Annotated in this window: 21 protein-coding genes; 20 read left to right on the forward strand and 1 reads right to left on the reverse strand. The window is 60.7% G+C overall.

What is annotated here, in order from left to right; translation table 11 throughout:
* The first annotated feature begins 28 nt into the window (after positions 1 to 28).
* From fliL to flhB, 8 genes are read left to right on the forward strand one after another with little or no spacing between them, the layout of a single operon-like run.
* Complete coding sequence (fliL, locus tag CKW07_RS15570; RefSeq protein ID WP_095145684.1) at positions 29 to 529, forward strand: flagellar basal body-associated protein FliL; 501 nt, start codon at positions 29 to 31, stop codon at positions 527 to 529.
* Positions 530 to 538: 9 nt separating this feature from the next.
* The gene (fliM, locus tag CKW07_RS15575; protein WP_095080140.1) at positions 539 to 1,507 is read left to right on the forward strand and encodes a flagellar motor switch protein FliM; all 969 of its coding nucleotides are present in this window, start codon (positions 539 to 541) and stop codon (positions 1,505 to 1,507) included.
* A gap of 56 nt (positions 1,508 to 1,563) precedes the next feature.
* Positions 1,564 to 2,022 carry a flagellar motor switch protein FliN gene (gene fliN, locus CKW07_RS15580; protein WP_095145687.1) on the forward strand — a complete coding sequence of 153 codons (459 nt, stop codon included), beginning with the start codon at positions 1,564 to 1,566 and terminating at the stop codon, positions 2,020 to 2,022.
* Positions 2,023 to 2,067: 45 nt separating this feature from the next.
* Positions 2,068 to 2,454: a flagellar biosynthetic protein FliO gene (gene fliO, locus CKW07_RS15585; protein ID WP_256577057.1), complete on the forward strand. Its 387-nt coding sequence runs from the start codon at positions 2,068 to 2,070 to the stop codon at positions 2,452 to 2,454.
* Positions 2,454 to 3,203 carry a flagellar type III secretion system pore protein FliP gene (fliP, locus tag CKW07_RS15590; RefSeq protein ID WP_095145690.1) on the forward strand — a complete coding sequence of 250 codons (750 nt, stop codon included), beginning with the start codon at positions 2,454 to 2,456 and terminating at the stop codon, positions 3,201 to 3,203. Before fliO ends, fliP begins: the two co-directional genes overlap by 1 nt.
* A 24-nt stretch (positions 3,204 to 3,227) precedes the next feature.
* Positions 3,228 to 3,497 carry a flagellar biosynthesis protein FliQ gene (gene fliQ, locus CKW07_RS15595; RefSeq protein WP_093417060.1) on the forward strand — a complete coding sequence of 90 codons (270 nt, stop codon included), beginning with the start codon at positions 3,228 to 3,230 and terminating at the stop codon, positions 3,495 to 3,497.
* 3 nt (positions 3,498 to 3,500) lie between these two features.
* A complete protein-coding gene (gene fliR / locus CKW07_RS15600) occupies positions 3,501 to 4,283 on the forward strand; it encodes a flagellar biosynthetic protein FliR (protein WP_095145692.1) in 783 nt (260 codons plus the stop codon).
* Between the two features lie 3 nt (positions 4,284 to 4,286).
* Entirely contained in the window at positions 4,287 to 5,426 is a 1,140-nt protein-coding gene (gene flhB, locus CKW07_RS15605) for a flagellar biosynthesis protein FlhB (protein ID WP_095145694.1), read from the forward strand.
* 193 nt (positions 5,427 to 5,619) lie between these two features.
* On the opposite strand, the gene CKW07_RS15610 is transcribed toward flhB, so the two are convergent.
* On the reverse strand, positions 5,620 to 6,660 hold the full coding sequence (locus tag CKW07_RS15610) for an RHS repeat-associated core domain-containing protein (protein ID WP_095145696.1): 1,041 nt from the start codon (positions 6,658 to 6,660) through the stop codon (positions 5,620 to 5,622).
* Positions 6,661 to 7,048: 388 nt separating this feature from the next.
* Between CKW07_RS15610 and flhA the strand changes: the two genes are divergently transcribed.
* From flhA to CKW07_RS15670, 12 genes are all read left to right on the forward strand, one after another.
* Complete coding sequence (flhA, locus tag CKW07_RS15615) at positions 7,049 to 9,178, forward strand: flagellar biosynthesis protein FlhA (RefSeq protein ID WP_095145698.1); 2,130 nt, start codon at positions 7,049 to 7,051, stop codon at positions 9,176 to 9,178.
* Between the two features lie 11 nt (positions 9,179 to 9,189).
* Positions 9,190 to 10,515, forward strand: coding sequence for a flagellar biosynthesis protein FlhF (gene flhF / locus CKW07_RS15620; protein WP_095145699.1), 1,326 nt, complete (start codon positions 9,190 to 9,192; stop codon positions 10,513 to 10,515).
* 113 nt (positions 10,516 to 10,628) lie between these two features.
* Positions 10,629 to 11,459: a flagellar synthesis regulator FleN gene (fleN, locus tag CKW07_RS15625; RefSeq protein ID WP_027621027.1), complete on the forward strand. Its 831-nt coding sequence runs from the start codon at positions 10,629 to 10,631 to the stop codon at positions 11,457 to 11,459.
* Entirely contained in the window at positions 11,456 to 12,196 is a 741-nt protein-coding gene (gene fliA / locus CKW07_RS15630; RefSeq protein ID WP_007894214.1) for an RNA polymerase sigma factor FliA, read from the forward strand. Before fleN ends, fliA begins: the two co-directional genes overlap by 4 nt.
* 166 nt (positions 12,197 to 12,362) lie before the next feature.
* Entirely contained in the window at positions 12,363 to 12,734 is a 372-nt protein-coding gene (locus CKW07_RS15635; protein WP_172736526.1) for a chemotaxis response regulator CheY, read from the forward strand.
* Positions 12,735 to 12,764: 30 nt separating this feature from the next.
* Positions 12,765 to 13,553 carry a protein phosphatase CheZ gene (locus tag CKW07_RS15640; protein WP_095145701.1) on the forward strand — a complete coding sequence of 263 codons (789 nt, stop codon included), beginning with the start codon at positions 12,765 to 12,767 and terminating at the stop codon, positions 13,551 to 13,553.
* A gap of 76 nt (positions 13,554 to 13,629) precedes the next feature.
* The gene (locus CKW07_RS15645; protein WP_095145703.1) at positions 13,630 to 15,861 is read left to right on the forward strand and encodes a chemotaxis protein CheA; all 2,232 of its coding nucleotides are present in this window, start codon (positions 13,630 to 13,632) and stop codon (positions 15,859 to 15,861) included.
* A gap of 49 nt (positions 15,862 to 15,910) precedes the next feature.
* Positions 15,911 to 17,038: a chemotaxis response regulator protein-glutamate methylesterase gene (locus tag CKW07_RS15650; RefSeq protein WP_095145705.1), complete on the forward strand. Its 1,128-nt coding sequence runs from the start codon at positions 15,911 to 15,913 to the stop codon at positions 17,036 to 17,038.
* The gene (locus CKW07_RS15655) at positions 17,038 to 17,778 is read left to right on the forward strand and encodes a flagellar motor protein (RefSeq protein WP_095080127.1); all 741 of its coding nucleotides are present in this window, start codon (positions 17,038 to 17,040) and stop codon (positions 17,776 to 17,778) included. Before CKW07_RS15650 ends, CKW07_RS15655 begins: the two co-directional genes overlap by 1 nt.
* Before the next feature lie 10 nt (positions 17,779 to 17,788).
* Positions 17,789 to 18,682 (forward strand): flagellar motor protein MotD, encoded by an 894-nt coding sequence (gene motD, locus CKW07_RS15660; RefSeq protein ID WP_095145798.1) that lies wholly within the window; start codon positions 17,789 to 17,791, stop codon positions 18,680 to 18,682.
* Between the two features lie 44 nt (positions 18,683 to 18,726).
* Positions 18,727 to 19,515: a ParA family protein gene (locus CKW07_RS15665; protein WP_095145707.1), complete on the forward strand. Its 789-nt coding sequence runs from the start codon at positions 18,727 to 18,729 to the stop codon at positions 19,513 to 19,515.
* A gap of 1 nt (position 19,516) precedes the next feature.
* The gene (locus tag CKW07_RS15670) at positions 19,517 to 20,404 is read left to right on the forward strand and encodes a CheW domain-containing protein (protein ID WP_095145709.1); all 888 of its coding nucleotides are present in this window, start codon (positions 19,517 to 19,519) and stop codon (positions 20,402 to 20,404) included.
* The last annotated feature ends 17 nt before the right edge of the window (positions 20,405 to 20,421 follow it).

The raw sequence follows: 20,421 nt of genomic DNA on the forward strand, positions 1-20,421 counted from the left end.
AAAACCCGAATAGTGACGGATTATTGGCATGGCGAAGAGCGACGCAGCAGTAAAAGACCCCGCCGGGAAAGGCAAACTCAAGCTGATCCTGGTGATTGTGGCGGCGTTGCTGCTGGCCGTCGGCCTGTCCGTGGGGGCGACCTGGTACTTCATGCACAGCGCTCAGAGCAAGCCTGAGCCCGTGGCGGAGTCGACCGGCACTGGCAAGCCCGTGGCGATCTATGAGCCCATGGCGCCGGCGTTCATTGCCAACTACAACCACAATGGTCGTCAGCGCTACATGCAGGTGAGCATCACCCTGCAGGCGCGCAACCAGGCCGATCTGGATGCGCTGAAAGTGCATATGCCGGTGATCCGCAACAACCTGGTCATGCTGTTCTCCGCACAGAGTTTCGACACCCTGGCCACCCCGGTCGGTCAGGAAATGCTGCGCCAGAAAGCCACTGCCAGCGTGCAGGAAGTGGCGCAGAAAGAAGTCGGCAAGGTAGTGGTCGAGCAGTTGCTCTTTACTAATTTCGTACTGCAGTAGGAACACGACATGGCCGTGCAGGACCTGCTGTCCCAGGATGAGATCGATGCGCTGTTGCATGGCGTCGACGATGGTCTGGTACAGACCGATACCGCTGCTGAACCGGGCAGTGTCAAAAGCTACGACCTGACCAGTCAGGACCGTATCGTCCGGGGGCGCATGCCGACCCTGGAAATGATCAATGAGCGTTTCGCCCGCTACACCCGCATCAGCATGTTCAACATGCTGCGGCGCTCGGCTGACGTTGCAGTCGGCGGTGTGCAGGTGATGAAGTTCGGCGAGTACGTACACTCGCTGTACGTACCCACCAGCCTCAACCTGGTCAAGATCAAGCCGCTACGTGGCACCGCGCTGTTCATTCTCGACGCCAAGCTGGTGTTCAAGCTGGTGGACAACTTCTTCGGCGGTGACGGGCGTCACGCCAAGATCGAAGGCCGTGAATTCACGCCCACCGAACTGCGCGTGGTGCGCATGGTGCTGGAGCAGGCCTTCATTGACTTGAAGGAAGCCTGGCAGGCGATCATGGAAGTCAACTTCGAGTACATCAACTCGGAAGTGAACCCGGCCATGGCCAACATCGTCGGGCCGAGCGAGGCCGTGGTGGTCTCCACCTTCCACATTGAGCTCGATGGCGGAGGCGGCGACCTGCACGTGACCATGCCGTACTCGATGATCGAACCGGTTCGCGAAATGCTCGATGCGGGCTTCCAGTCCGACCTCGACGACCAGGACGAACGTTGGGTCAATGCCTTGCGCCAGGACGTGATGGACGTCGACGTGCCATTGAGTGCCACCGTCGCCCGTCGTCAGCTGCGCCTGCGCGACATCCTGCATATGCAGCCGGGGGATGTGATCCCGGTGGAGATGCCGGAAGACATGATCATGCGCGCCAACGGCGTGCCGGCCTTCAAGGTCAAGATGGGCTCCCACAAAGGCAACCTGGCGTTGCAGGTGATCGAGCCGATCGAGCGCCGCTGACCGGCGCTCGTCCCCCCCTTTGTTTTTAAATGTTTTTTGCCCGCCGAGGACAAATGATGGCTAACGATATGAATTCCCAGGACGACCAGGCGCTGGCTGATGAATGGGCTGCCGCGCTGGAAGAGGCCGGTGACGCCGGACAGGACGACATCGATGCCTTGCTGGCAGCCGATGCGGCGAGCTCGCCGTCCAACCGCCTGCCCATGGAAGAGTTCGGCAGCGTGCCGAAGAATAACCAGCCGGTGACCCTCGACGGTCCGAACCTGGACGTGATTCTGGACATTCCGGTGTCGATCTCCATGGAGGTCGGCAGCACCGACATCAACATCCGCAACCTGCTGCAGTTGAACCAGGGCTCGGTGATTGAGCTGGATCGCCTGGCGGGTGAACCGCTGGACGTGCTGGTCAACGGCACCTTGATCGCCCACGGCGAGGTGGTGGTGGTCAACGAGAAGTTCGGTATCCGCCTGACTGACGTGATCAGCCCCAGCGAACGCATCAAGAAGCTGCGCTGAGTGAAGACGTTTCTCGGCGTGTTGCTGGCCTTGCCGTTCAGCGTCATGGCTACCGAACCGGTGACGGCCGTGGCGGCGCCTGCGGTCGGCAGTGGCGTGGCTGGGCAGTTGACCCAGCTGGTGCTGGGTCTGCTGCTGGTGCTGGGGTTGATCTTCTTCCTCGCCTGGCTGCTGCGTCGGGTGCAGCAGGCGGGCCCGGCGGGCAAAGGGCAGGTAATCGAGTTGATCGGCTCGCGTGCCCTCGGGCCGCGTGATCGGCTGGTGCTGGTGCAGGTCGGCAACGAGCAGATCCTGTTGGGGCTGACGCCGGGCACCATCACCCCACTGCATGTACTGAAAGAACCGGTGGCGGTGCCGAGCACCGAGCAGGCCACCCCCGAGTTTGCCCAGCGCCTGATGGAGTTGCTGGGTAAAGACAAGGATAAGAAGTAATGCCGTTGCGAGTCCTGCTGACGCTGCTCCTGATGTTGGCCGCGCCGTTGGCGTTTGCCGCCGATCCGTTGTCGATTCCGGCCATTACCCTTGGCACTAACGCCGAGGGCGCCCAAGAGTATTCGGTCAGCCTGCAGATCCTGCTGATCATGACCGCGCTGAGTTTCATTCCGGCGTTCGTCATGCTGATGACCAGTTTCACCCGGATCATCATCGTGTTCTCGATTCTGCGCCAGGCCCTGGGCTTGCAGCAGACGCCGTCGAACCAGATCCTCACCGGCATGGCACTGTTCCTGACCCTGTTCATCATGGCGCCGGTGTTCGACCGGGTGAATCAGGACGCCTTGCAACCCTATCTGGCGGAGAAAATGACCGCTCAGGATGCGGTGGCCAAGGCCCAGGTGCCGATCAAGGATTTCATGCTGGCGCAGACTCGCAGCAGTGACCTGGAGCTGTTCGTGCGCCTGTCCAAGCGGACCGACATCGCCTCGCCGGAGCAGGCGCCGCTGACCATCCTGGTGCCGGCCTTCGTCACCTCGGAGCTCAAGACTGCGTTCCAGATCGGTTTCATGATCTTCATTCCGTTCCTGATCATCGACCTGGTGGTGGCCAGTGTGCTGATGGCCATGGGCATGATGATGCTCTCGCCGTTGATCATTTCCTTGCCGTTCAAAATCATGCTGTTTGTGCTGGTGGATGGCTGGGCGTTGATCATCGGCACCCTGGCGGGCAGTTTCGGCGGTGTGTAGCCATGAGTGGACGGGTAGGGCGATATGACTCCTGAAGTAGCGGTAGACCTGTTCCGTGAGGCGTTGTGGCTGACCACCCTGATGGTGGCGGTGCTGGTGGTGCCAAGCCTGTTGGTGGGGCTGCTGGTGGCGATGTTCCAGGCGGCCACCCAGATCAACGAGCAGACCCTGAGCTTCCTGCCGCGCCTGCTGGTGATGCTGGTCACGCTGATCGTCGCCGGTCCGTGGCTGGTGCAAACCTTCATGGAATACATCCTGCGCTTGTACGGCAGTATTCCGCAGTTGATCGGCTAAGCCATGTCGCTGCTGGCGCTGACCGACACGCAGATCAGTACCTGGGTGGCCAGCTTCATGCTGCCGCTGTTCCGGGTCGGCGCGGTGTTGATGACCATGCCGATCGTGGGCACGACGCTGGTCCCCAAGCGTATCCGGCTGTACTTCGCGCTGGCGATCACGGTGGTGATCATGCCCGGGCTGCCACCGATGCCGGCGGTCAACCCGTTGGACCTCAGCGGCCTGCTGCTGATCGCCGAACAGATCCTTATCGGTGGCCTGCTGGGGTTCGCCTTGCAGCTGTTCTTCCAGGCGTTCGTGGTGGCCGGCCAGATCATCTCGATCCAGATGGGCATGGGCTTTGCCTCCATGGTCGACCCCACCAACGGCGTGTCGGCGGCAGTGATCGGGCAATTTCTGACGATGCTCGTGACCCTGCTGTTTCTCGGCATGAATGGCCATCTGGTGGTGTTTGAAGTGCTGGCTGAAAGCTTCACTACCTTGCCGGTGGGCAGTGCGGTGTTGACCACGCACTTCTGGGAGATCGCCAACAAGCTGGGCTGGGTGTTGGGCGCGGCCATGTTGCTGGTGCTGCCGGCGATCACTGCGCTGCTGGTGGTCAACATTGCCTTCGGGATCATGACCCGGGCAGCGCCGCAGTTGAACATCTTCTCCATCGGCTTTCCGCTGACCCTGGTGCTGGGCCTGGTGATCTTCTGGATCAGCCTGGGCGACATTCTCAATCAGTATCAACCGCTGGCCACTGAAGCCTTGCAGTTGCTGCGCGATATGGCACAGGCGCGCTAAGCCATGGCCGAGAGCGAGAGTGGTCAGGACAAGACCGAAGAGCCCACGGAGAAAAAGAAAAAGGACGCCCGGGAGAAGGGTGAGATTGCCCGCTCCAAGGAGCTCAACACCCTGGCGGTGATGCTGGCCGGTGCCGGAGGGCTGCTGATCTATGGTGGCGGCCTGGCGCTGGACCTGCTGGAAATCATGCGCCTGAACTTCTCCCTGCCTCGCGAGGTGCTGCTCAGCCCGGGCGCCATGGGCCAATACCTGTTGCACTCGGGCAAGATTGCGATCATCGCCGTGCAGCCGGTGCTGATTACCTTGCTCCTGGCCGCGCTGATCGGTCCGATCTCCCTGGGCGGCTGGTTGTTTGCCGGCAGTAGCCTGGCGCCCAAGTTCAGTCGGATGAACCCGGCCAACGGCCTCAAGCGCATGTTTTCCTCCACCGCCGTGATCGAGTTGCTCAAGGCGCTGGCCAAGTTCCTGTTGATCCTGTTTGTGGCGCTGACGGTACTGAAGTCGGACATCGACGACTTGCTGCGCATCGCCCACGAACCGCTGGAACAGGCGATCATCCATAGCGTGCAGCTGGTGGGCTGGAGCACCTTGTGGATGGCCTGCGGCTTGATCCTGATCGCCGCGGTCGACGTGCCGGTGCAGTTGTACCAGAGCCACAAGAAGCTGTTGATGACCAAGCAGGAGATTCGCGACGAGCACAAGGATCAGGAGGGCCGCCCCGAGGTCAAGCAGCGCATTCGCCAACTGCAGCGCGAAATGTCCCAGCGCCGCATGATGGCGGCCATCCCCGACGCCGACGTGGTCATCACCAACCCGACCCACTACGCCGTGGCCCTCAAGTACGACCCGGACAAGGGCGGCGCGCCGATGCTGATCGCCAAGGGCAGCGACTTCCTGGCCCTGAAAATCCGCGAAATCGCCGTGAGCAACAATGTGCTGCTGCTGGAGTCACCGGCGTTGGCGCGGTCGATCTACTACTCCACCGAACTGGATCAGGAGATTCCGGGCGGGCTGTACCTGGCGGTGGCCCAGGTACTGGCCTACGTCTATCAGATCCGCCAGTACCGTGCGGGCAAGGGCAAGCGCCCGGAACCGTTCAAGGATGAGGTGCCGATTCCGCCGGAGTTGCGGCGGGACTCCTGATAAAACCAAAGCAATCACCTGCATTCGCGAAAACGACCTGCCGATTGTGGCCGCGTTGTACGACATGGTGGGGGCGAGTAATTTTGCTTCCGCTATGTTGTAAATAAATCTGTGGCAGGCTCAACCGGTCGATGCAACGAGACGCTGCATCGACCGGTTGAGTCCGCCGTCCTCTTTTTTTCTTCTGCGGTTTTCAGGTTTGTTTTCGTGAGCTTATTGTTTGTTCAAGCATTTCCATCTCGCTCATGTACTCGTCTGATTTCGGGTCTCTAATGTTATCAATTTTTTCTTTGTATGCTCGGGCCGCCGATATCCTTGTTGCGGGTTCTTTTGGGTGATTGCCGTATAGTCTTTCTCTCGTGGCTTCCTCTAATTTTCGGGCGTCATAGGTTCGTGAAGGTTTGGATTTGAAGATTTCAATTCGTTCGAGCAATAGCTTATAGTCTTGTCCAGTCGGTGGTCCTTCTCGGAATGTTTTTCGTTCCAAGGCTTTAATGTTTGACGGCATAATGTTAGCGTTGGCATCAGATCGAAGAATGCTTAAATCCTTATTAAATGCTGCACGCTTATAGCGATCATAGTACACGCGATCCGCGACATACCGTAACCTGCGTTTTGCATTTGAGTTCGAATAAGCCATGCTTTTTCTTGCTCGATTAGCCCATTTTGTAAGTTGCTCAATTATCATATTTGTAATTGGAATATTCCCGCTTGGGTCAAACTTGTTTGTCGGATCTCCTAAGCAGTATGCATACGGATTCAACCCACCTTTTCCAAACGGACTCATGCTGTCCGGGCAATTAAATCTCATCAAAACCGGATTAAACGCCCGATACCCATTCCCCAACAAATAGCATCCAGTCACCGGATCCGGCCGTTCGCCGTTAAAGCCGAGCAAGCTGAGTAACCCGCTTTCAACAGGCCGGTGGCCATAGGGCGAATAGGCGATGGGCTGGGGTGGACGATCCGCCTTAAGCGTCTGCAACACCGAACGCTGCTGATCAGTGGCTAGCAGCGTGGTATCGGTTACATCACCCTCACTTCGCTGTTGCCCCAACAGCTGGTCGCCATGCTGGACGATCGAATAGCGCATCGCCCCCTGTATCTCGGTGGCCAGCCTGCTTTTGCAGTAAAAGCGCTGGCGCTCGGGGATATCTGGCAGTGCGTGACTGATCAGTCGATCAAGGGGGTCGTAGTGGTAATGGCAGAGCACGGTTTCGCGCAGCGATGGCATGGGTGGTTGCTCCGAACGTCTGAAGTGCGGGAGTTCAGTATTGGCGGCTTTGCAAGGGTTGGGTACTAGCAGAACTGATAGGTTTGCTGGGTTTGTTTGTTCGAATGGCTGGTCAGCAGCGCACTTTCCGAGATGTTCGCTGGCAGTGCCGGCCTCATCGCGGGCAAGCCCGGCTCCGGCAATGCTCGGGTCTGGCCGCAAAATCGGCGTTCGACTTAGATCAGTGTGGGAGCGCGGCTTGCCCGCGAAGAAGCCCGTCCAGTCAACCCAAATCCCCCAATAAACCCTCAATTCCAAACCTCCGCAAAAGTTGGAAGGCTTCTTGCAGTAGCCGCCCTGCGCCCGCTTGCGGCGTCAAAAGTTTGCTTCAAAGGAACGGGGAATACCGGTGGATCGCTCTCAATTTATCAACAGTGCCCGCAGCAACATGGCAGACCTCAGCCGAGGCAATCTGGGTGTGCCGCTGTTGCTGTTGGTCATGTTGGCAATGATGATGTTGCCGATCCCGCCGTTCCTGCTCGACGTGTTCTTCACCTTCAACATTGCCCTGTCGATCGTGGTGCTGCTGGTCTGCGTGTACGCCTTGCGGCCGCTGGATTTTGCGGTGTTTCCCACGATTTTGCTGGTGGCGACGCTGTTGCGCCTGGCGTTGAACGTGGCCTCCACGCGGGTGGTGATGCTCCACGGCCAGGACGGTCACGCCGCCGCCGGCAAGGTGATCCAGGCCTTCGGCGAGGTGGTGATCGGCGGTAACTACGTGGTCGGTATCGTGGTCTTCGCAATTCTGATGATCATCAACTTCGTGGTGGTGACCAAGGGTGCCGGGCGGATTTCCGAGGTGAGCGCGCGCTTCACCCTCGATGCGATGCCCGGCAAGCAGATGGCCATCGACGCCGACCTCAACGCTGGCCTGATCGATCAGGGCCAGGCCAAGGCCCGCCGTACGGAAGTCGCCCAAGAGGCCGAGTTCTACGGCTCGATGGACGGGGCCAGCAAGTTCGTCCGTGGCGATGCCATCGCTGGCCTGTTGATCCTGTTCATCAATCTCATCGGTGGCATGGCGGTGGGGATCTTCCAGCACGGCATGACCTTCGGTGATGCGGGCAAGGTGTACGCGCTGCTGACTATCGGTGACGGTTTGGTGGCGCAATTGCCATCACTGCTGCTGTCCACCGCCGCGGCGATCATGGTGACTCGTGCTTCCGGGTCCGAAGACATGGGCAAGCAGATCAACCGGCAGATGTTTGCCTCGCCCAAGGCCCTGGCCGTATCGGCCGCGCTGATGGCGATCATGGGTATCGTGCCGGGCATGCCGCATTTCGCATTTCTCAGCATGGCGGCAGTGGCGGCGGGCGGTGCCTACCTGTTCTGGAAGAAACAGAACACCGTCAAGGTCAAGGCGCTGGAAGAGGTCAAGCGCCAGCAGGAACTGCTGCCATCGCCAGCGCGGGCCATGGAAACCAAGGAACTGGGCTGGGACGACGTGACCCCGATCGACATGATTGGCCTGGAGGTCGGCTACCGCCTGATCCCGCTGGTGGATCGCAATCAGGGTGGGCAGTTGCTGGCGCGGATCAAGGGTGTGCGTAAAAAGCTCTCCCAAGACCTGGGTTTCCTGATGCCGACCGTGCACATTCGCGACAACCTCGACCTGGCGCCGAGTGCTTACCGCCTGACCCTGATGGGGGTGATCCTTGCCGAAGCGGAGATTTATCCGGACCGCGAGCTGGCGATCAACCCGGGCCAGGTCTACGGCACGCTCAATGGCATTACCGCCAAAGATCCGGCCTTTGGCCTGGAAGCGGTGTGGATCGAAGTCAGCCAGCGCTCCCAGGCGCAATCGCTGGGTTATACCGTGGTTGACGCCAGCACGGTGGTGGCGACGCACCTCAACCAGATTTTGTACAAGCACTCCAGCGAGTTGATCGGCCACGAAGAAGTCCAGCAACTCATGCAGTTGCTGGGTAAAAGCTCGCCGAAACTGGCCGAGGAGCTGGTGCCGGGCGTGCTGTCGCTGTCGCAATTGCTCAAGGTGTTGCAGGCACTGCTGGCTGAACAGGTTCCGGTGCGCGACATTCGCAGCATCGCCGAGGCCATCGCCAACAACGCCGCCAAGAGTCAAGATACCGCCGCTTTGGTGGCCGCGGTGCGTGTCGGCTTGTCCCGCGCTATCGTGCAAAGCATTGTAGGCACTGAGTCCGAGCTGCCTGTGATCACGCTGGAGCCAAGGTTGGAACAAATATTGCTCAATAGTATGCAGAAGGCTGGGCAAGGTGCCGATGAGGGTGTCTTGCTGGAGCCAAGCATGGCCGAGAAGCTGCAGCGCTCACTGATCGACGCGGCGCAGCGTCAGGAAATGCAAGGTCACCCGGTGATTCTGTTGGTCGCAGGTCCGGTCCGCGCGATGCTCTCGCGGTTCGGCCGCCTGGCAGTCCCGGGGTTGCATGTGTTGGCGTACCAGGAAATCCCTGACAACAAGCAAGTGACCATCGTGGCGACAGTAGGGCCCAACGGCTGAGGTAGTGGTTTATGCAAGTTAAGCGTTTTTTCGCCGCCGATATGCGTCAGGCCATGAAGCTGGTTCGTGATGAGCTGGGCGCTGAAGCCGCCATCATTGGCAACCGTCGCATCGCCGGTGGTGTCGAGCTGATGGCTGCCCTGGATTACAAGCTGTCGGCGCTGGCACCACGGGTGCCGAACATGGAACTCGAAGACGAGCTGCGCAAGACCCAGACGCGGATCGTCACCGCCCAGGCCGAACTCAGCCTGCGCGGCGATGGCGAGGCAAGCACCAGCACCAACCGTCAGTTGTTTGCCGGCCTGCCACTGACGGCGGCCGAACCGCTGATCGAGCCCACGCTGTCCGAGCCGCCACGCCCTGCGCCAGCACCGGTGGCAGCGGCCACTGTCGACGTGCGGGCCTACGATTCGATGCGTTCGGAACTCAATGGCTTGCGCGAGCTTCTGGAAGTGCAGCTGGGTTCGCTGGCCTGGAATCAACTGCAAGGCAGCCGCCCGCAACAGGCCAACCTGTGGCGTCGTCTGCAGCGCATCGGCCTGTCCGGCCCGCTGTCGCGCGACCTGCTGGCGTTGACCACGGACATTGAAGAGCCTCGTCAGGCCTGGCGCATGCTGTTGGCGCATCTGGCGAGGATGATCGTGACCCCCGAGATCGAACCACTGGAAGAGGGCGGTGTGATTGCCATGGTCGGCCCTGCCGGCATGGGCAAGACCACCACCCTGGCCAAGTTGGCCGCGCGTTACGTGCTCAAGTACGGCGCGCAGAGCATTGCGCTGGTGAGCATGGACAGCTACCGCATTGGCGCCCAGGAGCAACTCAAGACCCTGGGGCGGATCCTCAATGTCTCGGTCACCCATGTCGACCCGGGGCAGTCCTTGGCTCAGGCCCTGGATCCACTGTTGCGCAAGCGCGTGGTGCTGATCGACACCGCCGGCCTGCAAGCCAGTGATCCGGCGTTGCGCATGCAGCTGGAAAGCCTGGCCGGTCGCGGGATCAAGTCGAAGAATTATCTGGTCCTGGCCACCACCAGCCAGAAGCAGGTGCTGACCGCCGCGTACCACAGTTACAAGCGTTGTGGCCTGGCGGGCTGCATCCTGACTAAACTGGATGAAACGGCGAGCCTGGGCGAAGTGTTGAGCCTGGCGATCAGTCACGAATTACCGGTGGCCTATCTGACCGATGGGCCGCGGATCCCGGATGATCTGCATTTGCCGCGCCGCCATCAGTTGGTCAGTCGCGCCGTGAGTGTGCAGATGCAGGAAGAACCCAGCGAAGAAGCCATGGCTGATATGTTCGCTGATATCTACCACAGTCCGACCAAGCGGGTTGGCTGAGGTAACAATGACTAGATTTGTATCTACATCGATGGCCTGCCATGCATTGTTCAGTATTGAACGCGCAGCCAGTCATGTAGCCCGCGTCTAAGACGACAAGGTATAGAAAGCACATGGGCAGCATGCATCCCGTACAGGTGATCGCGGTGACCGGCGGCAAGGGTGGCGTCGGTAAGACTAACGTGTCAGTGAACTTGTCCCTGGCTCTGGCAGAGCTCGGCAGGCGAGTGATGTTGCTGGACGCCGACCTGGGGTTGGCGAACGTCGACGTGTTGCTGGGGCTCACCCCCAAGCGCACGCTGGCCGACGTGATCGAGGGCCGTTGCGAACTGCGCGATGTGTTGCTGCAGGGGCCGGGCGGCATTCGTATCGTGCCGGCCGCCTCGGGCACCCAGAGCATGGTGCATCTGAGCCCGGCCCAGCACGCCGGTCTGATCCAGGCGTTCAGCGACATCGGTGACAACCTCGATGTGCTGGTGATCGACACCGCTGCCGGTATCGGCGAGTCGGTGGTCAGCTTTGTGCGCGCCGCCCAGGAAGTGCTGCTGGTGGTGTGCGACGAGCCGACCTCCATCACCGATGCCTACGCACTGATCAAACTGCTTAATCGCGACTACGGCATGAACCGTTTCCGCGTGCTGGCCAATATGGCGCAGAGCCCGCAGGAAGGGCGCAACCTGTTCGCCAAGTTGACCAAGGTCACGGATCGCTTCCTGGATGTCGCCTTACAATATGTCGGCGCGGTGCCTTACGACGAAAGCGTGCGCAAGGCCGTGCAGAAACAGCGCGCCGTGTACGAAGCCTTCCCCCGCTCCAAGTGCGCATTGGCCTTCAGGGCCATCGCGCAGAAAGTCGATACCTGGCCGTTGCCCGCCAATCCGCGCGGGCATCTGGAGTTTTTCGTCGAGCGCCTGGTGCAACAAACGGCGGGTCCGGTGTTATGACAGCCAGCGGTTACAACCTGTACAAGAAGTCGGCGCGTGACGCGCAGTACGAGCTGATCGAGCGTTACGCGCCACTGGTAAAACGTATTGCCTATCACCTGCTGGCGCGTCTGCCGGCCAGCGTGCAGGTGGAAGACCTGATCCAGGCGGGGATGATCGGGTTGCTTGAAGTGTCGACCAAATACGACGCGAGCAAAGGTGCAAGTTTCGAGACCTATGCCGGGATTCGTATCCGCGGCGCGATGCTCGATGAAGTGCGCAAGGGGGACTGGGCGCCACGTTCGGTCCACCGTAATACCCGGATGGTCAGTGACGCGATTCGCTCAATTGAAGCTAAAACCGGACGTGACGCTAAAGATCACGAGGTTGCGGCCGAACTCCAATTGAGTCTCGATGATTATTACGGGATTTTGAATGACACCTTGGGCAGCCGCCTGTTCAGTTTCGACGACCTGCTGCAGGACGGCGAACACGAAGGGCTGCACGAGGATGGCGCGAGTGCTCATCTTGAGCCGTCGCGTGACCTGGAAGATGAACGCTTCCAGGCCGCGCTGGCGGACGCGATTGCCAATTTGCCGGAGCGTGAGCGACTGGTGTTGGCGCTGTACTACGACGAAGAGCTGAACCTCAAGGAAATCGGTGAGGTCCTGGGGGTCAGCGAATCGCGGGTCAGCCAGTTACACAGCCAGTGCGCGGCCCGTTTGCGGGGGCGTTTGGGAGAGTGGCGAGCGCGTTGACAGCAGTGTGGGGACACTGCGAACGAGACCGGTGTGGCGTGCAGCCGCACAGGCTTCAATCCGTTGTGCTCCAGACAGTCGTTGAGTGTTACGCCTGATTGATTGAATGGCGTGTCCAGGTGCTGGGCGCGTTTAAGACTGCTTGGAGGTCGAATTGGACAAGAACATGAAAATCCTCATCGTTGATGACTTCTCAACGATGCGGCGGATCATTAAAAACCTGTTGCGTGACCTCGGGTTCACCAACACGGTCGAGGCAGACGACGGCACAACGGCCATCCCTGTGCTCAACAGCGGCAGCATCGACTTTCTGGTAACGGACTGGAACATGCCTGGCATGACCGGCATCGATTTGCTGCGCCACGTGCGCGCCGACGAAAAACTCAAGCACCTGCCGGTGTTGATGGTGACCGCTGAAGCCAAGCGCGAGCAGATCATCGAAGCGGCTCAGGCCGGCGTCAACGGCTACGTGGTCAAGCCGTTCACGGCCCTGGCGTTGAAAGAGAAGATCGAGAAAATCTTCGAACGCATCGGTTGATAGGTGGTGCCACTGCGCCACGGGGGAGCTATGGAGCATAGAGAGATTTCACAGGGCGATTTTGAATCGACCCTGAAAAAACACGCGGTCGAATTGGTCGACAGCCTTGAAAAGGGCAAGTTCGGCGACGCCGTGCAACTGATCCATGAGCTCAACCAGACCCGTGACCGCGGCCTGTACCAGGAAGTCGGCAAGCTGACCCGTGAGCTGCATAGCGCGATCGTCAATTTTCAGATCGACCCGCACATGCCGCAGGCCGAGGAAGTGTCGCAGATCACGGATGCCACCGAGCGCCTGTCCTATGTGGTCAAGCTGACCGAGGCCGCTGCCAACCGCACCATGGATCTGGTCGAGAGCAGCACACCGCTGGTCAATGCCCTCGGCACCGATGCCCAGGCCTTGAGCGCGGACTGGGGGCGCTTCATGCGTCGCGAAATCGGGGCCGAAGAGTTCCGCGAACTGGCCCGGCGCGTCGACGGTTTCCTGACGCGCAGCGCCGAGCAGACCCAGGTCGTATCAGGCCACCTCAATGACATTCTGCTGGCCCAGGATTACCAGGACCTCACCGGTCAGGTGATCAAGCGTGTGACGCAACTGGTCACGGAAGTCGAAAGCAATCTGCTCAAGCTCGTGCTGATGGCCAGTCAGGTCGACCGCTTTGCGGGCATCGAACATGACCGCGAATCGATCCTGGCTGAAAAAGATCCGAAAAAACATCTGGCTAAGGGTGAAGGTCCGCAGATTCATGCCGATAAACGTGATGACGTGATGTCCGGTCAGGACGATGTGGACGATTTGCTTTCCAGTCTTGGTTTTTAGGTCACAGGTCGTGGAGACGGTGAATGCCGGTCCGGCATTGACCGTCATCAGGACTTACCATTAGGAGCACCCATTAATGAGCTTCGGCGCCGATGAAGAGATCCTTCAGGATTTCCTGGTTGAGGCCGGCGAGATTCTAGAGCAACTGTCCGAGCAACTGGTCGAGCTGGAAAGCCGACCGGATGATGCGGATTTGCTCAATGCAATTTTTCGCGGTTTTCACACTGTAAAAGGGGGCGCCGGCTTCCTCCAGCTCAACGAGCTGGTGGAATGCTGTCACATCGCCGAGAACGTGTTCGACATCCTGCGCAAGGGTGAGCGTCGCGTCGACTCAGAGCTGATGGACGTGGTTCTCGAAGCGCTGGACGCCGTCAATGGCATGTTCGGCGAAGTCCGTGAGCGGGCGCCGATCACGGCGGCCACCCCGCAACTGCTGGCGGCATTGGCGCGCCTGGCCGAACCGCAGTCGGCCGATGAAGTCGCGCCATTGGTAGAAGCGGTGGCCGAGCCTGAAGCGCAAAGCGACTCGGGCGACATTACCGACAATGAATTCGAACAGTTGCTCGACTCGCTGAACGCCGTCAAGGCGCAAGCCGAGGCACCCGTTGCGCCAGCGCCAGTGGTGGCTGCCGGCAACGATGAGATAACCGATGCCGAGTTCGAGTCGTTGCTCGATCAGTTGCACGGTAAAGGCCAGTTCGCCGTCGATGCACTCGCGGCGCCGGCCGAGCCTGTTGCGCCTGTCGCAGCGGCCGAGAACACCGATATTACCGATGACGAATTCGAAGCACTGCTCGATCAGTTGCACGGCAAGGGCAACTTTGCCGTCGAAGCGCTGGAGTCGGCCATTGCCTCTGTTCCGGCAGCGGCCGTGCCCGCCGCAGTGGCTGTTGGCAGCGATCTGATCTCCGATCACGAGTTCGAATCCTTGCTCGATGAGTTGCACGGCAAGGGCAAGTTCAGCCAAGACGTCGGCAGTGCCGGGTCTACGGTTACTCCCGCGGCTCCGGTTGCCGTGCCTGTGGCACAGCCGGTTGTCAAGCCAGCGCCAGCGCCCGCCAAGGCTCAAGCGTCCAAGCCAGTCGCCGCGCCGACCCGTGCACCAACGCCAGCGCCTGCCGAGAAGCCGGTCAGTGAAGCCGAGACCACGGTCCGTGTGGACACCGCGCGCCTGGACGAAATCATGAACATGGTCGGCGAACTGGTGCTGGTGCGTAACCGTCTGGTTCGCCTGGGGCTCAACAGTGGCGACGAAGCCATGTCCAAGGCTGTGTCGAACCTCGATGTGGTGACGGCTGACTTGCAGACGGCCGTCATGAAGACCCGGATGCAGCCGATCAAGAAAGTCTTCGGGCGCTTCCCGCGCCTGGTTCGCGACCTGGCGCGTCAGCTCAAGAAAGAGATCAACCTGGAACTGGTCGGTGAAGAAACCGACCTGGACAAGAACCTCGTCGAGGCGCTGGCCGATCCGTTGGTCCACTTGGTGCGCAACGCGGTCGACCACGGTATCGAATCGCCGGAAGAACGCGAGGCCTCGGGCAAGGCCCGTGGTGGCAAGGTGGTGCTGGCGGCCGAGCAGGAGGGTGATCACATCCTGCTGTCGATCTCCGATGACGGCAAAGGCATGGACCCGAACGTCCTGCGCGCGATCGCGGTAAAACGCGGCGTGATGGACAAGGATGCCGCCGACCGACTGAGCGACACCGAATGCTACAACCTGATTTTTGCCCCGGGGTTCTCGACCAAGACCGAGATCTCCGATGTGTCCGGGCGCGGCGTGGGCATGGACGTGGTGAAAACCAAGATTTCCCAGCTCAACGGTTCGATCAACATCTACTCGACCAAGGGCCAGGGTTCGAAGATCGTCATCAAGGTCCCGCTGACCCTGGCGATCATGCCCACGCTGATGGTCATGCTCGGCAACCAGGCGTTCGCCTTCCCGCTGGTCAACGTCAACGAGATCTTCCACCTCGACCTGTCGCGCACCAACGTGGTCGATGGTCAGGAGGTGGTGATCGTGCGCGACAAGGCGCTGCCACTGTTCTACCTCAAGCGCTGGCTGGTCAGTTCCGCCGCTCATGAAGAGCAGCGCGAAGGCCATGTGGTGATCCTTTCGGTGGGCACCCAGCGAATCGGCTTTGTCGTCGATCAACTGGTGGGCCAGGAAGAAGTGGTCATCAAGCCATTGGGCAAAATGCTCCAGGGAACCCCGGGGATGTCCGGCGCCACCATTACCGGTGACGGCCGCATTGCCCTGATTCTCGATGTTCCGAGCATGCTCAAGCGTTACGCCGCACGGCGTATTTGATTCTGATGGGGCGGGGCGACTGAGCCTCGCTCCGTCTAATGGAGTGTTTATGGCAGTCAAGGTCCTGGTGGTGGATGATTCGGGTTTTTTCCGCCGCCGCGTCTCGGAAATTCTTTCGGCCGATCCGAATATCCAGGTGGTCGGGACGGCCACCAACGGTAAAGAGGCGATCGATCAGGCCCTGGCCCTCAAGCCGGACGTGATCACCATGGACTACGAGATGCCGATGATGGATGGCATCACGGCAGTGCGGCACATCATGCAGCGCTGTCCGACCCCGGTGTTGATGTTCTCCTCGCTGACCCATGAAGGCGCCCGGGTGACCCTCGATGCGCTGGACGCCGGCGCGGTGGATTTCCTGCCGAAGAATTTCGAAGACATCTCGCGCAACCCCGAGAAGGTCAAGCAACTGTTGTGCGAGAAGGTTCACAGCCTTTCACGCAGCAACCGTCGCATGAGCGGCTACAGTGCTCCGGCACCGGTTGCCGCGCCGACAGCGCCGGCACCTGCCAGTGTCAGCAGCTACGGCAGCAGCGCGTCAGTACGCCCGGCCCCGCTGCCCGTGCCGAGCCGTGCTGCGGTCGCCAGCCCGTCGTCGCCGGCCCCCAAGCGCAAATCCTACAAGCTGGTGGCCATCGGTACGTCCACTGGCGGGCCCGTGGCCTTGCAGCGTGTGCTGACGCAGTTGCCCGCCCACTTCCCGGCCCCGATCGTGCTGGTTCAGCACATGCCGGCGGCCTTCACCAAGGCTTTCGCCGAGCGTCTGGACAAGCTGTGCCGGATCAGCGTCAAGGAAGCCGAGGACGGTGACATCCTGCGTCCCGGCCTGGCCTTGCTCGCGCCGGGCGGCAAGCAAATGATGGTCGATGGCCGTGGCGCGGTGAAAATCCTCCCGGGCGATGAGCGTTTGAACTACAAGCCGTGCGTGGACATCACCTTCGGTTCGGCGGCCAAGTCCTATGGCGACAAAGTTCTGGCGGTGGTGCTCACCGGCATGGGCGCCGACGGTCGCGAAGGTGCACGCCTGCTCAAGCAGGGCGGCAGTTCGATCTGGGCCCAGGATGAAGCCAGCTGCGTGATCTACGGCATGCCGATGGCGATCGTCAAAGCCAACCTGGCGGACGCGATCTACGACCTGGACGCGATCGGCAAGCACCTGGTCGAGGCGTGCATCTGATGGATGTGTTAAGCCTCATCGGGATCATCATGGCGTTTGTCGCCATTATCGGCGGCAACTACCTGGAAGGCGGGCACCTGGGAGCCTTGGCCAATGGCCCGGCGGCCTTGATTGTGCTGGGTGGCACCATTGGCGCGGCGTTGTTGCAGTCGCCGATGAGTGCCTTCAAGCGGGCCATGCAGATCCTCGCGTGGATCCTGTTCCCGCCCCGTATCGATCTGGCCGGCGGCATCGACCGTGTCGTCAACTGGAGCCTCACCGCGCGCAAGGAGGGCCTGCTCGGCCTGGAAGGCGTGGCGGACACCGAACCGGACAGCTATTCGCGCAAGGGCCTGCAATTGCTGGTCGATGGCGTCGAGCCGGAAGCGATCCGCAGCATCCTGGAGGTGGATTTCTATACCCAGGAAAGCCGCGATATCGAAGCGGCCAAGGTGTTTGAAAGCATGGGCGGCTATGCGCCGACCATCGGCATCATCGGTGCGGTGATGGGCCTGATTCATGTCATGGGCAACCTGGCCGATCCGTCGCAACTGGGCAGCGGCATTGCCGTGGCGTTCGTTGCGACCATCTACGGGGTGGCCAGTGCCAACCTGGTGCTGCTGCCGATTGCCGCCAAGCTCAAGGCGATTGCCTTGCGCCAGTCCCGGTACCGGGAAATGTTGCTCGAAGGCCTGTTGTCGATCGCTGAAGGTGAAAACCCTCGTTCCATTGAGTTGAAGCTACAGGGCTTCATGGACTAGGGGATTGACCATGGCACGTCGTCGCCACACTGAAGAGCATGTCAACCATGAACGCTGGCTGGTTTCCTACGCTGACTTCATTACGTTGCTGTTCGCCTTTTTCGTGGTGATGTATTCCATCTCTTCGATCAACGAAGGCAAGTACAAGGTCATCTCCGAAGCCTTGATCGGCGTGTTCACCGATTCGGATCGTGCCCTCAAGCCGATCCCGATTGGTGACGAGCGTCCGCGCACCGTGACCCCAGCCCAGCCGCTGGTCAAGGATGCCGAGCAGATCGACGCGGGGCTCGCCCAGGCCAGCAACGACCCGCTCAAGAGCATTGCCGACGACATCAGCGCGGCGTTTGGTGACTTGATCAGCTCCAACCAGATGACCGTGCGCGGTAACGAGTTGTGGGTCGAGATCGAACTGAACTCCAGCTTGCTGTTCGGCAGCGGCGACGCCATGCCCAGCGATATCGCGTTCAGTATCATCGACAAGGTCGCGGCGATTCTGAAACCGTTCGACAACCCGATTCACGTTGAAGGGTTCACGGACGATCAACCGATCCGCACCGCGCAGTACCCGACCAACTGGGAACTGTCCTCGGCCCGTTCGGCGAGCATCGTGCGCATGCTGGCCATGCAGGGAGTCAACCCTGGGAGGCTGGCCTCGGTGGGTTACGGTGAGTTTCAGCCGGTGGCCAACAACGCCACCGCCGAAGGCCGCGCACGCAACCGTCGGGTGGTGCTGGTGGTGTCGCGCAATCTCGATGTGCGGCGCAGCCTGACCGCCACCGGAGCCGCCCATGCGCAACCGGACGCCGCCTTGAAGCGTGCTGGCACACAAACTGCACCGACGCCTGTCAAGTCGCCGGGCAACGCGAGTGCCGTCAATTCTCCGTCACCCGGCTTAACACGTTGAGCTATTTCTCGGTTGCCCCTGTACGACCGGGAGGAACGAACTGAATGAGAGTCTGGGCAGTTGCCAATCAAAAGGGTGGTGTTGGTAAAACCACGTCCTCCATCGCTTTAGCCGGATTACTGGCCGAGGCGGGCAAGCGTGTGGTCGTGGTCGACCTGGACCCCCACGGCTCCATGACCAGCTACTTCGGCTACGACCCCGATAGCCTGGAGCACAGCAGCTACGACCTGTTCTTGCACAAGGGCAGCGTGCCCCAGGGGTTGCCCGGGCAGTTGCTGTTGCCGACCAGCGATGAACACATTTCCCTGTTGCCCTCCAGCACCGCGCTGGCCACCCTTGAGCGCCAGTCGCCGGGGCAGAGTGGCCTGGGCCTGGTCATCGCCAAGAGTCTGGCGCAGCTGTGGCAAGACTTCGATTACGCACTGATCGACAGCCCGCCGTTGCTCGGTGTGCTGATGGTCAATGCCTTGGCGGCCAGCCAGCAACTGGTGATCCCGGTTCAGACCGAGCACTTGGCGGTCAAAGGGCTGGAGCGCATGGTCAATACCCTGGCGATGATCAACCGCTCACGCAAGCAGGCGTTGCCGTTTACCATCGTGCCGACCCTGTTCGACCGTCGCACCCAGGCCTCGCTTGGCACCTTGAGGGTGTTGCGCGACCTGTACCCGGATGAAATCTGGCAAGGCTATATCCCGGTCGATACCCGGCTGCGCGACGCCAGCCGGGCGGGGCTGACGCCTTCGCAGTTCGACGGCAAGAGCCGTGGCGTGCTGGCCTATCGTTCGTTGCTCAAGCACTTGCTGGCCCAGCAACTTGTCGCGCAGGTGGCTTGAGATGAATCGGCCGGTACAGATCGCGTCTCGCCCGCAATTGGCATTGCAGTCCTATCTGGATGGATTGCTGCAAGACGCGACTGAAGAGTTGGCACCCGAAGTGGTCCAGGTCATTGAAGTCCTCGAGGTGATCGAGGTTGAAGACGCGCTGGACGAGTTCCAGGCCGCGGTACTCGAAGAACAGGCGCGTGACGCGCAGGCCCCCGTGGTGGTGGCCGAGCCGCTCACCCCGGCGATGACCAGTGAACCTGTCGTGGTGCCGGTGCTGGAGGCCCCTGCACTGGAAGCCCCTGCACCGATTCTGGCACCTGTGTCTTTGGTTGCTCCTTTACAGCAGGCACTGGTTGAGCCCGTGGCTGAAGTGCACTTGCCGCCCAGCCAGACACCACCTCCGCTCAAGGGCGATGGCCGGCCGAGCTGGGCCGCGGAGCCGTTCGAATGCCTGCTGTTCGACGTCGCCGGTTTGACCCTGGCCGTGCCGCTGGTGTGCCTGGGTTCGATCTATCCGCTGGCCGGGCACGAGCTGACACCGTTGTTCGGGCAGCCGGAGTGGTTCCTCGGGATTTTGCCGAGCCAGGCCGGCAACCTGAAGGTGCTGGATACCGCGCGCTGGGTCATGCCCGATCGCTATCGCGACGATTTTCGCCAGGGCCTGCAATACGTGATCTCGGTTCAGGGTTATGAGTGGGGGCTGGCGGTGCATCAGGTCAGCCGCTCGTTGCGCCTGGATCCGAACGAAATCAAATGGCGCAGCCACCGTGGTCAACGATCCTGGTTGGCAGGCACCGTGATTGAACACATGTGTGCGTTGCTGGACGTCTCGGAACTGGCGGAGTTGATCGCCAGTGGTGGCGCCAGGCACATGGGCAATTTGAAACCGGTCAATTGACCGACATAACAGACAGC

This window comes from Pseudomonas sp. Irchel s3b6 (genome assembly GCF_900187415.1).
In the GTDB taxonomy this organism is placed as follows: domain Bacteria; phylum Pseudomonadota; class Gammaproteobacteria; order Pseudomonadales; family Pseudomonadaceae; genus Aquipseudomonas.